Source organism: Planctomicrobium mucosum (assembly GCF_051466335.1).
Taxonomy (GTDB): domain Bacteria; phylum Planctomycetota; class Planctomycetia; order Planctomycetales; family Planctomycetaceae; genus Planctomicrobium.
Genome location: NZ_CP195793.1, coordinates 918,713 through 933,489, shown reverse-complemented (window position 1 = coordinate 933,489; position 14,777 = coordinate 918,713). Strand labels below are relative to the sequence as shown.

Annotated in this window: 12 protein-coding genes; 7 read left to right on the top strand and 5 right to left on the bottom strand. The window is 51.6% G+C overall.

What is annotated here, in order from left to right; translation table 11 throughout:
* Nucleotides 1–25: 25 nt before the first annotated feature.
* Entirely contained in the window at nt 26–799 is a 774-nt protein-coding gene (locus SH668x_RS03810; RefSeq protein WP_437187370.1) for an ABC transporter permease, read from the top strand.
* Nucleotides 796–1,443: an ABC transporter ATP-binding protein gene (locus tag SH668x_RS03805; RefSeq protein ID WP_437187369.1), complete on the top strand. Its 648-nt coding sequence runs from the start codon at nt 796–798 to the stop codon at nt 1,441–1,443. The genes SH668x_RS03810 and SH668x_RS03805 overlap by 4 nt, the downstream gene beginning before the upstream one ends.
* An 89-nt stretch (nt 1,444–1,532) precedes the next feature.
* Here the strand turns inward: SH668x_RS03805 and SH668x_RS03800 are convergent, their stop codons facing one another.
* On the bottom strand, nt 1,533–2,921 hold the full coding sequence (locus SH668x_RS03800; RefSeq protein ID WP_437187368.1) for an RtcB family protein: 1,389 nt from the start codon (nt 2,919–2,921) through the stop codon (nt 1,533–1,535).
* A 298-nt stretch (nt 2,922–3,219) separates the two neighbouring features.
* On the opposite strand from SH668x_RS03800, the gene SH668x_RS03795 reads away from it, so the two are divergent.
* Nucleotides 3,220–3,648, top strand: coding sequence for a response regulator transcription factor (locus SH668x_RS03795; RefSeq protein ID WP_437187367.1), 429 nt, complete (start codon nt 3,220–3,222; stop codon nt 3,646–3,648).
* Between the two features lie 233 nt (nt 3,649–3,881).
* The gene (gene bioB, locus SH668x_RS03790) at nt 3,882–4,883 is read left to right on the top strand and encodes a biotin synthase BioB (protein WP_437188512.1); all 1,002 of its coding nucleotides are present in this window, start codon (nt 3,882–3,884) and stop codon (nt 4,881–4,883) included.
* A gap of 99 nt (nt 4,884–4,982) precedes the next feature.
* On the opposite strand, the gene SH668x_RS03785 is transcribed toward bioB, so the two are convergent.
* The 4 genes from SH668x_RS03785 to SH668x_RS03770 form a co-directional block, all read right to left on the bottom strand.
* Nucleotides 4,983–6,287, bottom strand: coding sequence for a polysaccharide biosynthesis/export family protein (locus SH668x_RS03785; protein ID WP_437187366.1), 1,305 nt, complete (start codon nt 6,285–6,287; stop codon nt 4,983–4,985).
* Between the two features lie 569 nt (nt 6,288–6,856).
* Nucleotides 6,857–7,087 (bottom strand): FmdB family zinc ribbon protein, encoded by a 231-nt coding sequence (locus SH668x_RS03780; RefSeq protein WP_437187365.1) that lies wholly within the window; start codon nt 7,085–7,087, stop codon nt 6,857–6,859.
* 42 nt (nt 7,088–7,129) lie between these two features.
* Nucleotides 7,130–8,824, bottom strand: coding sequence for an outer membrane protein assembly factor BamB family protein (locus SH668x_RS03775; protein WP_437187364.1), 1,695 nt, complete (start codon nt 8,822–8,824; stop codon nt 7,130–7,132).
* 93 nt (nt 8,825–8,917) lie between these two features.
* A complete protein-coding gene (locus SH668x_RS03770) occupies nt 8,918–11,479 on the bottom strand; it encodes a PQQ-binding-like beta-propeller repeat protein (protein ID WP_437187363.1) in 2,562 nt (853 codons plus the stop codon).
* Nucleotides 11,480–12,228: 749 nt separating this feature from the next.
* On the opposite strand from SH668x_RS03770, the gene SH668x_RS03765 reads away from it, so the two are divergent.
* From SH668x_RS03765 to SH668x_RS03755, 3 genes are all read left to right on the top strand, one after another.
* A complete protein-coding gene (locus SH668x_RS03765; protein ID WP_437187362.1) occupies nt 12,229–13,644 on the top strand; it encodes an ammonium transporter in 1,416 nt (471 codons plus the stop codon).
* A gap of 232 nt (nt 13,645–13,876) precedes the next feature.
* Nucleotides 13,877–14,215 (top strand): P-II family nitrogen regulator, encoded by a 339-nt coding sequence (locus SH668x_RS03760; protein WP_437187361.1) that lies wholly within the window; start codon nt 13,877–13,879, stop codon nt 14,213–14,215.
* 172 nt (nt 14,216–14,387) lie between these two features.
* The gene (locus tag SH668x_RS03755; RefSeq protein WP_437187360.1) at nt 14,388–14,726 is read left to right on the top strand and encodes a P-II family nitrogen regulator; all 339 of its coding nucleotides are present in this window, start codon (nt 14,388–14,390) and stop codon (nt 14,724–14,726) included.
* Nucleotides 14,727–14,777 lie beyond the last annotated feature (51 nt).

Here is a 14,777-nt window from a genome sequence, read left to right as displayed (position 1 = left end):
CTCAGACGCGACAGCATTCGCGATAATGTGGAGCATCGGCGGAATTTACGTCCTTTTAATTGTTTTGATGCTCGCAGCGATCGCCTGCAGGACAACTCCCGAACACATCATTACAGCAATCCAAAAGCCCGAAATTGCGGCAGCGTTTTGGCTGACCATGCAGACGTGCACGTTCTCTTCAATCTTAGCCATCTGGATTGGAACTCCACTCGCATACTTGTTGTCTCGACAACGCTTTCTGGGACGTTCGATGATTGAAGCAGTGGTTGATATTCCATTGATCCTCCCTCCCTTGGTGATTGGACTCTGCCTTCTCTCCCTGTTTCACATTTCAATCGGCCAGTGGCAATTGGAGCGGTGGTTCAGGAACGAATGGAATTTCCCGGTCACCTATTCGGTTCCTTCCATCATCCTGGCACAGTTTGTCGTCTCAACCGCGATTGTTGTCCGCACTTTGCGCATGACGTTCGACCGTATTAATCCACGTTATGTATCGGTCGCAAGAACGCTCGGATGCTCGCGATTTCAAGCTTTCTGGAGGGTTTGTCTTCCACAGGCGATCCCTGGAATTCTCGCCTCATTCACAATCGCCTGGGCGCGCTCGATGGGAGAATTCGGACCAATTCTTGTCTTTTCCGGAACAACTCCTTTTCGCACACAGGTGCTCTCCACTTCTATTTACCTCGAACTGGGAATCGGCAATCTGGAATGCGCGATAGCGATCTCATTGATGATGGTCTTAATGGCTGTGATTGTGCTGTATCTGTTACGACTGCTGGGAGCACGGACAACAGCATGATTGAACTTCGAGACGTGAAGATCATCGCTGGGACGTTCACGCTGGACCGAATCAGTTGCATGATCCCAACTGGTGCCTATGCGGTTCTGATGGGCCGTACCGGCTCGGGTAAAACGACATTGTTGGAGGCGATCTGCGGCTTGCGAACCGTAGAGCGCGGATCGATCATCTTAAATGACCAAGAGATCACGCACATACCACCGGCGGATCGGCAGATTGGGTACGTCCCGCAGGATCTGGCACTGTTTCCATCGATGTCAGTCCTTGAGAATCTGGAATTTGCACTTCGCATCCGCAGGGTTCATCAATCCCGGATCAAACAACGGATCGATGAACTCGCTGGGTTACTTCATCTCGAGTCACTACTAAAACGCTCGATTAAGCAGCTCAGCGGAGGCGAATCGCAGCGGGTCGCGCTGGGGAGAGCACTCGCGTTTCGCCCAGAAATTCTGCTGCTGGACGAGCCCCTGAGTGCCTTGGACGAACGGACCAGATCCCAAATGCAGGATCTATTGCGAAGCATCCGACAGGTGACTCAGGTCACCGTACTGCATGTCACTCACAGTCGTGAGGAAGCCAACGTTCTAGCAGATCAACTCTACGAACTGGAAAACGGACGACTTCAGCCCTCAGCGGATCACTGAAGCCGTCTGGAGTCGAGTGACCTCAAAGCTGCAGTGGCGATGCGACTGCAGGAAAGCGATTTCCCTTCACCGATCGCCGGTAATCGAAGCTAATCCTCTGCTCGACTTCCATCACCACACATTTTGACAATCTTTGGGTCGAATTTTGCGACAACTTCAACGAGGTCCTGCTGAGCTCCCATCACAGCGTCGATATCTTTGTAAACGCCAGGAACCTCGTCCGATCCCGCAGAGAGAACGGTAATTCCTTTCGCTTCCAGATCTTTCTTCACTGCGTTGAATCGGAATTTGGCATTCGCTTGTGTCCGCGACATCACGCGCCCTGCTCCGTGTGAAGCAGAGTGCAAGCTTTCCGGATTTCCTTTTCCCCGGACGACATAAGCTGGAGTCGCCATCGATCCGGGAATCACCCCAAGAACCCCTGCTCCCGCTGGTGTTGCCCCCTTGCGATGAACGATCACTTCTTTTCCGCCGTGAATTTCTTTCCACGCGAAATTATGATGATTTTCTACTCCGCCGATGATGTTCACACCGAGTAATTGACTGACTCGGCGATGAATCACAGCGTGATTCGCGGCAGCGTAATCCCCCATGAGATTCATTGCGTTCCAGTATTCCTGTCCTTCCTGACTCGACAATTCAAGCCACGCCAACCGACCAAAATCTCGATACTTGGCCGGAAGATTTTTCTGGGCAATACTGCTGTACGTTGAACAAACAGAGGCCCCCGTTCCGCGGCTACCGCTATGACTCAACAGCGCCACGTACTTCCCCGGTGCCAAACCCAATTCTGCTTCCTGGAGCGTGAGAACTCCGAACTCCACGAAGTGATTTCCAGACCCCGAAGTCCCTAACTGCGACCACGCCCGATCTTTATTTTCTCGCGTCACTCGTGAGACGTTCCAATCCTGATCCATCACAGGATGCTCATTCTTCCGCTTGAAAGTCTTTCCCACCCCGAAAACGGTCCCGTTCTCCAGAGCATCCCGGAATTGCAGCACAGACCGTTGATCGTGGAGTCGATCCGGGGAGATCTCCAACACTGACAATTTCATCCGGCAGGCAATATCGACCCCCACAGCGTAAGGGCACACTGCTCCCTCGAGTGCGAGCACTCCTCCGATCGGTAAACCATATCCGGGATGAGCATCGGGCATCAGCGCAGCACCGACCGCGCTCGGGATGGAACAGGCCTCTCTCATTTGAATATGCGAAAGAGGTTCAATGAACTCGGATCCCCAAGTGCGATATTGAATGGGATCGCGGACCTCCTCCACAGGAGTTTCCGTCAACGATTTCGCGAAGTCCGCAAAATATTCATCCGAGAGATGTTCCTGTGGATTCTGCACAACTGCTTCCAGTAACTTTCTCACATCTTTCCCACGATGGCCCCCATGGACTGCCTTTCCGATCGCCAGAATCGCCAAAGGCATCGCCGCTTCTGGAACACCAAGTTTCGCAAGTTGTTTTCTGTTCATCGTTTTCCGAACGAAAAAGAAATGGTTTTACCAGAACGAAGCGAGACACATCTCTATACTCTGAGAGAACTTCAAGCCGAGTCGTCAACGCCAGCAAATAGCTGACCGGAATGTAAACCACAATAAAGAACAGGGTTGATGACACTCCACTATCAATCAAAGTTCGCTCACGCAAATAGTTTTCGTCCCTCGTTGAGTCGGTCGGGCCGGCAAAATAAGATAACGACAAATCCCAATTCGCGACCTTCGCTTAATTCCAGACGAAATCGTTTGAATGAGCAGCACACAGGAGTGTGATATGGCCGGCAGTAAGATTGTTCTCATCGAGGACGATCGAGAAATTCAGACTACGCTCAGAACCGTGCTGGAATCGGCGGGGTATCGCGTTTTCTCTGCATCGAATGGTGCTGATGGACAGAAGCTCATTCAGACTGAAAATCCCGATTTGATCATCACCGACATGATGATGCCCCGAATGGGCGGGTTTCCGGTTCTAGAATACCTGCGTACTCTCGAGAATCCTCCTCGCGTGATCATGATCACCGCCAACGAAGGGGGACGCCATAAGGCGTATGCAGAAATGCTGGGAGTGGTTGACTACCTGCGTAAGCCTTTTGCAATGGACGTGTTGATCGAGTCGGTCAGACGGGCATTGACCACAGATAACGAAGAAGACTCCGGCAAAGGCCCTCTTCAACGCCGAGTCACAAAAAAGAAGAAAGACTAGTTCAGGTCTCAGTGAGGTTCGGAAGAGCCAAACACCCCTCCCCGAACAGCCTGCAGTTCCAGAATTCAGTTCATCTCAAACAAAACACGATCTGAAACTGGCTCTGAAGTTAAGGTTGCCTAATTCAAATCAGGAGCGATCATTCATTCCGTGGCCAGTGTCCCCGGATTCAACTCGCTTTTCCTTTTTTACTTTGATGATTCACAATGCTTCTGACTGACAATTCTCCAATCATTTCCCGTTGGCACGAACTGGCGCGTCGCGTGCTCGCAGGTGAGCAGATCACCGTCGAAGAAGGCCGAGAGATTCTGCTCTCTCCCGACGAGGAAATCATGGACTTGCTGGCTGCGACGTACGCCATTCGTCGTACCCATTTCGGAAAAGCAGTTCAGCTGTACTATCTGAAAAACGCAAAGAGTGGCCTGTGCCCTGAAGACTGCGGCTACTGCTCGCAGTCCAAGGTTTCAGATGCACCGATCGAGCGATATTCCATCGCCAATGAACGGGTTCTAATGGAAGGCGCACGGGCTGCAAAAAACAGCCAAGCCCGAACCTATTGCATTGTCGCCAGCGGACGCGGCCCCTCGGACCGAGAGGTCGATCACGTCTGTTCAGTCGTCAAGAAAATCAAAGATGAGCTCGGCATGCATATCTGTGCCTGCCTTGGTCTGTTGAAACCACATCAGGCACAAAAGCTCGCTGATGCCGGGGTCGACCGCATCAATCACAATCTGAACACGTCACGACGTTACTACGAAGAGATTTGTACGACACACACCTACCAGGATCGGCTCGACACTCTCGAAGTCGCACACAAAGCTGGTATGGAACTGTGTAGCGGACTCATCGTCGGAATGGGTGAAGAGCATCAGGACGTTCTGGATGCAGTGTTCGAACTCCGCGGGCTGGACGTAAAGTCGATTCCCGTCAACTTTCTGCATGCGATCGATGGAACTCCACTTGAAGCGAAGGACGAACTCGACCCTCGCAACTGCCTGAAGGTTCTATGCCTGCTTCGCATGGCACATCCAAACGTCGAAATTCGAATTGCTGGTGGACGTGAACTCAACCTGCGATCGATGCAGGCCATGGGACTCTACGCAGCCAACTCCATGTTCGTCAGTGATTACCTGACGACCAAAGGACAAACTCAGGAAGAAGACTTCGCGATGGTGAAAGATCTCGGATTCGAGATCGTCATCGGCGGACACGAAGCAAGTGTCGAGCTCGAATAGCTTAGACGATATTCAACGATTCGATCGTCTGAAACGTCGTTAAAAATAAAAAAGCCGGCTGAGTATTTCTACTTAGCCGGCTTTTTGTTTTACGTACAACTAGAAGATGATTGGTGCGTTGAACGTGAATCCGAAAAATGTCAGGATTGCGTTCGTTGTTCCCTGTACCGGGGTGAAGTTTAACATCACAAGATCATCGGCCTGAATCAGAATTCGCTCCTTGGGATCGTGCATCGCTTTGGCTAGGTCGACGCGAATGCTAATCTGGGAACCATCAGGCAACTTTCTCAGGATGACAGCTCGTGTCGGCTTCACCGCCCAACCTGGAGTCCCGTTTGCGAGTACACCTCCGCTCGTCCCCAGAGGTCCACCGATGGAACCGAAGGCTAGGGTAATCGCTTCGATGACATCGACGTCTTCATCTCGTGGCATCGGAATTTTCGCTCCGCCGAGTAATCCACCGGTGTAGAAGTACTCGAGTCTGCGTGGGATATACACCACGTCACCAGCCTCCAGAACAACATCTTTCGGGCTGAATGGAAGTGGTTCTCCGGGATAAGCGTAAAGTGGAATTCGAATTACGCTCGGACCGCACTCTGCATTGTTGATCAAATCGTCGGAGTCTTTATGTGCAAGTTGCGCTGTCCCTTTCAGAGCACAGTTTCTCATCACCCAGACTTCACGGACACCGTCAGTACCCGGGAGTCCACCTGTTGCAGCCAATGCATGAAGCACATCATTTTCGAACGCTGGCAAGTCGATGACTTCACCTGACCCGCGATGGATCTGATCTACAACCTGCGCACTCGTCAGCTGAACGGCTGGATTCGGTGTATCCTGACGCACCACCACGATTCGGTGGACTCGCTTGGTGATTACCGAAACGTTGACACGTTCACGTCCCGGAGCAATCACAGCGAGATCGCGATAAACCTCTTTGATTTTATCTGAAAGTTCCTGGATGGTCAGGCCGGCTACAGGCATACGTCCCATCAGCGGCATCTCCAACGCACCATCAGCTCCGATTGTCATCGGAATGCCTGTCGTTGGATGCTCAGTACTTCCGCTGGGCGGATAGTACCGCTGATTCAATGTCTGGTATTGAGAGAGAACTGGAGTTTCGTCCGTCGATGAGGGAATCACCCCGTAAACGAAGACTGCAAGCGTATCACCAGGGCCTAATCGGTAGGCAGCTGGTCGTTCCTGTCCCAACGCAGCTAGGTGAACTGGAACTTGCGCTTCCTTGACTTCTCCAAAGAGGTGGCTGTCAATTCGACTCGCTGGCACCGACTTGGAAGCCGAAGTAATTGAATTACAGCCAGTGGACGTGCCAACACCCAACATCACAAGTGAGCATAACGCCGCTTTGGGCACCCAACTCAAGATAGCTCGATGATTCAGCATGGCATCCGTTCCCTACCGTTTTCGCACCGCTCGATGACTGAATCGGAGTGGTGAAAGATATTGACTGTAATCAACCGGCCACGGAGTTCCGTGAGAGACTCGATGGCTGGATGTGCAATCGAAAAAGTGAAGTAAACCTCTTCAACCTGCGAATCGTTGAAACTCGCCGGTCAGTCGAAGGCAGCCAAATCAAGCATCCGAGCCATTTGGCATTTACCCACCTTCATCAAACCGAAGGTGAACCTGAATTCACCTCCGAAGTAGTCATCGGTACTTGCTGACAACCGGCATTAAGAGAGAAAATCAGCATTTTCGCGGGACGGCAGAACTCAACTCACACAAGCCGAACATCTACCCCAAACCACCTAAACTTTATTTTCAAATATCGAGCGGACGCAAACTTTCCGGTCAAGTCCCATCTTTGAGTGCTCATCCGACGCATCAGATCACCCCGTCGAAGTGAATTGAAATGAAAAACGCCGTGTCACCTCGAAGTGACACGGCGCGATAGCTTCATTCAATTTCAACGGATCTCACCAAAACTCTGCTCGGTGATTTCTGCCGGTTCTTTACTGCGGGATGCGGCAACACCCAGGCATACAGGGTGGTGCGTTCGATGGAGGACAGCTTCCCATTACGGGAAGACCGCGATCCCCGCCAGCAACATGACCAGCAGGTGCACTCATCAATTTCTCAAGTCGAGTTCCTGAACATGCAGAGCAAACAGGTGTTTCCTGTCCTCTGACAAAAACCTCACTGTCAGTTCCGCACTCGCTACAACGATATTCAAAAATTGGCATCTTCAAAAATTCTCTGGTCGAAAAATCACGGGCGCAACAAATTTACTCGGCGTCTTCTTCTTTCTCAGAAGCCGTTCCGATTGCGAATAAAGTGGATTTATTCGCGATGTACAAAACCCCGTTCGCCGCGATGGGGGAACTGTACACAGAGTTTCCAACAGAATTCTCCGAGAGCAGTTTCATCGTTTTCGAATGCTCGAAAACCGCGATGTCTCCGTCTTCATCACCAATGTAAACCTTGCCATCGACGAGCAATGGAGATCCCCATGCAGCGGCAAACATGTCATAGTTCCAGTGTGACTTCCCAGTCTTCGCATCCAGACAATGGAAGATTCCGGAAAAATCTGCAATGTAAAGGATGTCATCCTTGATCACGGCGGTCCCGCAGGTGCGGTGCATCTCCTCTTCGAAGTCAATCTCCCCGTTTCCGTCTGTATCGTCACCGGAATAGTGCCAGACAACCGCGGAATTCTCATTTGGAATTGCCTTCTCGCCGGCCGCTGGATTGATGGCCTGCAAACGACGGGTTCCGTCCTTCTTGTCCACAATCGGTTCACCATCTTTATCAACGGCAATTGTCGGACTGACATCCCCGAATTTCGTTGGGTCGATACACCAAAGGTGACCATTCCCTTCGCCGTGCTCCGGGTCTTCACCGACGCCGATATAAATCCATCCATTGTAGATCACTGGAGTACCGATAATGTGATTTCGCTCGCTACGACCACTGACGGAATACTTCGACTCCTTCGGATTGCAGTCGAATTTCCACAGCATCTTGGAGTTTCCAGCACCATCTCCAACTGGATCGAAGCTATAAACCCAACCATCGCCGCCTGCAAAAATCACCTGAGCCTGGCCATTGAAGACACCGTAACTCGGAGAAGACCACTGTCCATGCAGAATGTTGAGCCCCGGGGATTTGTCAGTCCAGAGGACCGCCCCCGTATCTCGGTTCATCGCAAGAAAACTCGCTGCATTCGGGGCTGGGATATTGGTGTGGGACTCGTCCACTCCATTGGAAGTGTTCACGAAAATCACATCACCAACACACAGCAGCGAGCAGCTGCACATATTGTGCTGCGAGACACCGAGCAACGCCATCATGTCATACTTCCAGATGATGTCGGCTTCGTCCTCGTTTTCGTTGTCTTCCGCTTTAAACGGACCGTTATTGACCCCATCGCGGAAGCCGTTTGTGTCCAGACAGCAGACTTCTCCACGGCTTGTCACGTACCACAGACGTTCACCATCGACGACTGGAGATGCGCAAATCCCCTGATCAGGCCAGTCATGAACCCGTCCAGTAGACAACTTCGGGCTGGAGTGCTGCCAGAGAAATTCCCCGGTCTTCTCATCGAAACAAAGGAGGACTCCCAAATCAATCGATTTGGGAAATCTGCTGATGTAAGAACGGTGATTGTTCGTCCCCACATAAACATGTCCATTGGCAACAATGGGATTGCCGTAGCTTTGTGATCCGAGTGCAGCAGACCAGATGATGTTGTCACCTCCGTCCACATCCCACTCGGACGGGAAATTTTCCCCAGCTGGAGTATTGTTCCGGTGAGACCATCCACCCCACTGAGGCCAATCCCCGGGGCGAACATCAAACTTACTGATTTCAGCAACAGCCTGTTCAGTTGGTCCCTGCTCAGCATCTGCTGCACAAACCAGATGTTGGGCAAATGACAAAGAGACCAACAGACCGACGATCGACGTGCAACGGCGAATCATGGAATTCCTCTAAACAAAAACAACGATACCCGCAACGACCGAGTACTGTGCTCACAAAGTCCCTGAACGATGAGTCGTCATCCCGGATGATGCCTATTGATTACGTTCAACCGTGAGATTGTCGTAGAAAAACTCACCGTCTTTTGTATTACCGACAAGCCCAGGACTTCCAATTTTATTGGGAGCTTCATCTGTCTGGGTGACTGACCATTCTTCCGGTTCAGTTTCACCGCGACGCCAGAGTTTGCCGCTGACAATTGCTTTTCCATCCTGATTCTCCACTTTCATTTTCATGGTGTACCAGACATTTGGCTCCCATGTGAGCGGGGAATTTGCGGAGAATCGATCTAACTGAGGAGTCCAGGTTCGCAACTGCAACTGCTGCGACGCGCCCATCAGGTCAAAGGTATATCGCTGTGCAATGAGCCCGCCATCTGGCAATTTCGACTGTCGACTGAATGTCAGGACGTCAGCCTGCACGGTGTAGTCGTGAAGGTCTGGCTGGCCCATCCAGCCTTGGCTGCGGGTCCCTTTGGCAATTGTAGAAATCTTGCACATGACCCCATTACCATCGATTTCGCGATCACCTTTCGCAACCGTCAGCCGTGGCTCTACAACAACTTCGTCTCCTCTTCCGGTCTTCCGATCCCAGTGAGACCACTCGAAGGATGCGATAATGCGTTCGTCAACAAGTCTCTGCAAACCTGCATCGAGAAGGGCCTTCGCCTCGTCCACGGTCTTTGGTCGATTCTCCCCCTCGGCAAGTTCAAGGTATGTCAGAAGTGACTTCCACTGTTGCTGAGGTGTTGTGTCATCGAACACACGTTTCGGACCGAAATTCGCGAACTCAGTCATCAAATAGATATACAGCGAAGACGCGGTCGGATTCTCATCTCTAAGCTTCGTTAAGAGATCCCAGTCCATGGCAACGTGTCGATAGGCACATCCCACCCATGTCTCGGGCACTTTTCCATCGTTGAAATCGAACGACCAGTTCAGATCTGGAACGATCCTCATTCTGGCTCGCCCTTCAATCGCATCGAACTTCGCACTCAGATGAACCGCATCGTGAGTTTTATGGCTCGCTGAAATAATGTAGTTGCCGCCCGCATCGATCTCACCTGGCCCTTCGACGTTGAAGAGCAGTTCGTCTGCACGTGCATTTCGCAAATACTGCCCTTTCCTGTTGTAAAGTCGACCATGAATCGCCTGCTTCGTCCCTGGACGGAATAGCGACTCCACGGGAACAATCTGCAGATGAGCTGGCACTTCATCCAGTGCTTCGTGATCTTCCTTCGGAAGTTCGGGGAGTGCCACCGGATTGGCTGAATGGTCAGATTTGCCAATACAGTACATTTTGCTGGTCGTTGGGATGTAAATCCGTCCATCGACGCAAATTGGAGATCCGTGACACTCTTCACCACTCGGGAATCGGTACTTGTATAACGTGTCAGCACCCATCTCGGTTGGTTTCAGAATGAAACCGCGACCATTCACCTCATTCACGTAGAGCTTGCCGTCAGCGTAAAGCATGTTGGCGCGCATCATTGTTCCCAGACGAACGGGCTCGCCAATCTGGTCTCCGTTTTCTGGGTTGAGGCAGTACAACTTGGCAGCGTCGTTCACGAGATAGAGTCGACCATCGATCATCTGAGGTGAAGAACGTCCAAGAGAATACTCTGTCTTTTTCCAGATCGTTCCAGTCTCGGTAATGTCGCCGCGTTTCGTTGGATCGATACAGACAACCGCTCCCATCTCGCTGGAATTCAGGTTTTCCTCGGAATGTCCGCAATAGACCCGGTTTCCAACAATCAGCGGAGTGGTGTTGATTCCATGCTTGGAGAGATAGTAGCTCCAGAGCTTCTTACCTGTTCTCGGCTGAAAACTGTGGATTCCCCCGTCTCCTGCTGAGCAGACCATTTGTAACTCTCCACTGATCACACCGATCACAGGAGAACTGTAAGTCGTGTCCTCAGGAAGAGGCTTCGTCCCTTCAAACCAGACTGGTGTTCCGTTGGTTTTGTCCATTGCGAGAAAGCGATGGTTCGGCTTTGCCTGCTCACCCCATCCGATCACAACGGCACTGATAATCACATTTCCTTCGAAAACGACGGGGTAATTCGTGCGTCCACCGTAAGTGGTCAGAAATCCGAACTCCTCGTGCATGGAGTGTTCCCAGACCAATTCACCAGTTGCACCGTTCAGGCAGCAGAAATATCCGCAGACGCCCTGAGCATAAACGTTGCCGGTCTCCGGATCGCAGACGACGCTGGACCAACCCACACGTTCGATCGGAACGTCAGAAAGATAGACGTTGAAGTTGTATTCCCAGACCATTTCCCCGGTCTTGGCGTCCAGGCAGACGACCCGCTCTCCCGCTTTCTTGATTTCATCGTGAAAGCTATTCGAGATCAGATAAATCCGACCATTCATACTTGTTGGGGTCGATCGGCTCCCGATCTCACTTTGCCAGAGCAAATTACTTTGCTCTCCCCCTTTGGGATCCCATTTCTCCGGGAGATCGACCTCATTAGATTGGCCCGTCCATTGAGGACCAACCCAGTATGGCCAATCACTTTCGCCCCAGCTGAACTGAGCTGAGAACAGGGACACAGCCAATGCGGCACTTCGGATTGATGTTTTGAACGAGCTCATTCATCACTCTTCAGCGAAGATTTGGGGACGATACCGAGAGAGGAGCCACAAATGCGATCAGGCTTCCATCCAAACTTGTTTTAACAATAATCAACCGGAACGACCGGGGCAAGCACTCCCCGGGACTCGAGAGCAAATCCAAATCACTCAAAAGTTCATCAGAATAACGGCTTAAACACGTTCAGATTTCATTGAATGGCGCCGTGATCCTCCCGAGACCGATTGCAAAAACAGCCTTTGCAATCATTCTGAAACATCTCTCGCCTGTCATGGACGACGCTTCGATGCGGCCGAAACGCATCGAAGCGACTTCTTAATCAATTGCGATTACTGCATTGAAGCGTTCGACTTTGCACAGAATTCAAGCACCGAATGCATCCCATCGCCCAAATCACTGGCAAATGGAAACCGGATTCAAAAATGTCAAACTGTGTAAAAACATGAGATTCTTCAATTTCCGCTCCATTCCTGACGACTGCCTTCCAGTTTGGCACTGTGCTTGCATTCAGCCTCCTCACACGGCGCTTCAATTCAGAGAAGCTGGTTCCTAGGGCGGCCAGTCTGACTGTGAACTGTCTTCGTTTCCAAATTACGTCTTCGTAACACGCTCTCATCGATTGCGCGGGGCCTGTCCATTCAGAATAAATCGAATCGTTCCTAACGATTCGATTTATTCTCTGTTGGCAGCGAGCTCAGCGTGGGCAGGGATCCTGTGAGCTATGTTTAACGCTGCTCGAAAGAAAGAGATCATGAATCGCGATTTTGCGCTGAAATCCATCTTCCTCTCACTCGTATTTTGCGGGCTATTTTCGAGTATTGGGTACTCGCAAGAAGCACCTGCTCCTGAAGCAGCAGTACCTGAAGTTGTCGTGACGGAGACAGTGGTCGCAACCACTGAAGCTCCCGCAGAAGAAGTCACGCTCGATTCCGGTAACGTCGCCTGGATGCTCACTTCAGCAGCCTTGGTTCTCTTCATGACAGCTCCCGGACTTGCCCTCTTCTACGGCGGCCTTGTACGGAAAAGAAATATCCTCAGCATTCTCATGCAATGCACCTACCTGATGGGACTGATGACCTGCCTGTGGGCCGTCGTCGGTTACAGCTGGGCATTCGGCGGAGACAGTCCATGGATTGGAAACCTCGATCACGTCCTATTGAAGGGTGTCATCGCTGATGGTGCAGAACGCACACTGACATCTGCTGGAAAAGACATGATCTTCTGTGTCTTCCAGGGAATGTTCTTCATCATCACACCTGCCCTGATCTGCGGTGCTTTCGCTGAACGTATGAAATTCAGCGCAATGGTTGCCTTCAGCGTCATCTGGGGTCTGGTTGTTTACTGCCCACTCGCACACTGGGTTTGGTCAGGCCCAGGCTGGTTGAACATGTTCAACGAAAATGCACTGGCACCAGGCTACGACTTCGCAGGGGGAACCGTCGTTCACATCAGCTCCGGGGTTTCAGCACTGATCTGTGCAATCGTCATTGGAAAACGCCGCGGATACGGCACAACCCCGATGCCTCCTCACAACCTGACCTACACCTGCATCGGTGCCGCTATGCTGTGGGTGGGCTGGTTCGGATTCAACGGAGGAAGTGCACTCGCAGCCGACGGTTATGCAATCAACGCTTTCCTCGCAACACATTTTGCAGCAGCAGCAGGCGTGCTCGGCTGGACAACAGCTGAATGGGTTCTGAACGGTCGTCCAACAGTTCTCGGTGCTTGCTCCGGTGCAGTCGCTGGTCTCGTCTGTATCACCCCAGCAGCCGGTGCTGTGAACCCAATTCAAGGCTTGATCCTCGGTGCAGCAGCAGGGATCGTCTGCTACTTCGCATGCACTAAAGTCAAGAATGCACTGGGATACGATGATGCACTGGATGCGTTCGGCGTCCACGGTGTCGGTGGAGCGTTGGGCGCTGTTCTGACTGGCGTCTTCGCGACCGGTCCAGTGACAGGCGGGACAGTTGGTCTCATCGAAGGCAACCCTTACCAAGTTGTGAATCAGCTGATCGGCGTTGGGGCAGCGACCGCGATCGCAGTGGTCGGAACTTTCATCATCCTGAAAGTCCTTGATCTGACAATTGGCTTGCGAGTCTCTCTCGACGAAGAGCAACAGGGTTTGGATCTGTCACAGCATGGTGAAGAAGGTTACATCTTCATGTAACAACTCCGGAAATCGATCAGCAGGTGGCCACTTTTTAGAAAAGCAACCACCTGCTGGTCTTCACATCGGAGTTTCCCTCATTGCATGATAGAGTTTGGTTGATCCAATCTGCTCGCAGCAATGAAAAGTGCTTACTGATCCCTAGTAGCTGTTCCTTTACACAGACTTGACTCATGAAGATCGTCCAACCAGATTGTGGCAGCGATCTTCCCCTTAAATCAGGATGGCTGTCATGAAAAAAATCGAAGCAATCATTCGCCACTTCAAACTTGAAGAGGTAAAAGACGCCCTCACCGCTGCTGGTGTATCCGGCATGACCGTCTCTGAAGTTCGTGGTTTCGGTCGCCAGAAGGGCCATAAAGAGCAGTATCGCGGTGCTGAATACACCGTCGATTTCCTGCCAAAAGTGAAAATGGAAGTTGTCGTTTCCGACGAGGAAGTTCAAATCGCAGTCGATGCCATCCTCAAGACCGCACGCACAGGCCAGATTGGCGATGGAAAGATTTTCATCAGTGAACTCCAGGAAGCAATTCGCATTCGCACCGGCGAAACCGGAAGCGAGTCACTCTAGTTTGTTGTCGAACCCAGATCTGGTCGAAAGCGGACAGGTTGGTCACGTCAATCAAGGCCTCTTCTTTTGAGATTGCCTTGGATCAGTCCGTCCGTCGGCAGTGGGCAGCCCGGTCAATCAGTTTGGTTTTCAATTCACACCTAACGCAAAGTCTTTCTCTATTGAGCCTCGCATGAAGAAGATCGAAGCCATTATCCGTCACTATAAGCTCGACGACGTCAAGCAGGCGCTGACCGACGCCGGAATTACTGGCATGACTGTCAGTGAAGTCCGTGGATTTGGTCGCCAACGTGGACACAAAGAGCAATACCGTGGCGCCGAATACACCGTCGATTTCCTCCCGAAACTGAAAGTCGAAATTGTGATCGATGAAGCGGAAGTAGACACCGCGATCAACGCGATCACATCTGCTGCTCGAACAGGCAAGGTTGGCGACGGAAAAATCTTCGTCACAAACTTGCTGGAAGTCATTCGAGTCCGAACTGGTGAATCAGGAACCGACGCCATCTAGAGCGCACAAGTCCGGTTTTTCCCCGGAAAGTTTGAAATCCCCTCCCGATGC

What these genes read in the sequence shown, in the direction of transcription:
- SH668x_RS03810 (WP_437187370.1), top strand. Translation starts at nt 26, where the DNA reads ATGTGGAGCATCGGCGGAATTTACGTCCTTTTAATTGTTTTGATGCTC.
- SH668x_RS03805 (WP_437187369.1), top strand. Translation starts at nt 796, where the DNA reads ATGATTGAACTTCGAGACGTGAAGATCATCGCTGGGACGTTCACGCTG.
- SH668x_RS03800 (WP_437187368.1), bottom strand. Translation starts at nt 2,921, where the DNA reads ATGAACAGAAAACAACTTGCGAAACTTGGTGTTCCAGAAGCGGCGATG.
- SH668x_RS03795 (WP_437187367.1), top strand. Translation starts at nt 3,220, where the DNA reads ATGGCCGGCAGTAAGATTGTTCTCATCGAGGACGATCGAGAAATTCAG.
- SH668x_RS03785 (WP_437187366.1), bottom strand. Translation starts at nt 6,287, where the DNA reads ATGCTGAATCATCGAGCTATCTTGAGTTGGGTGCCCAAAGCGGCGTTA.
- SH668x_RS03780 (WP_437187365.1), bottom strand. Translation starts at nt 7,087, where the DNA reads ATGCCAATTTTTGAATATCGTTGTAGCGAGTGCGGAACTGACAGTGAG.
- SH668x_RS03775 (WP_437187364.1), bottom strand. Translation starts at nt 8,824, where the DNA reads ATGATTCGCCGTTGCACGTCGATCGTCGGTCTGTTGGTCTCTTTGTCA.
- SH668x_RS03770 (WP_437187363.1), bottom strand. Translation starts at nt 11,479, where the DNA reads ATGAGCTCGTTCAAAACATCAATCCGAAGTGCCGCATTGGCTGTGTCC.
- SH668x_RS03765 (WP_437187362.1), top strand. Translation starts at nt 12,229, where the DNA reads ATGAATCGCGATTTTGCGCTGAAATCCATCTTCCTCTCACTCGTATTT.
- SH668x_RS03760 (WP_437187361.1), top strand. Translation starts at nt 13,877, where the DNA reads ATGAAAAAAATCGAAGCAATCATTCGCCACTTCAAACTTGAAGAGGTA.
- SH668x_RS03755 (WP_437187360.1), top strand. Translation starts at nt 14,388, where the DNA reads ATGAAGAAGATCGAAGCCATTATCCGTCACTATAAGCTCGACGACGTC.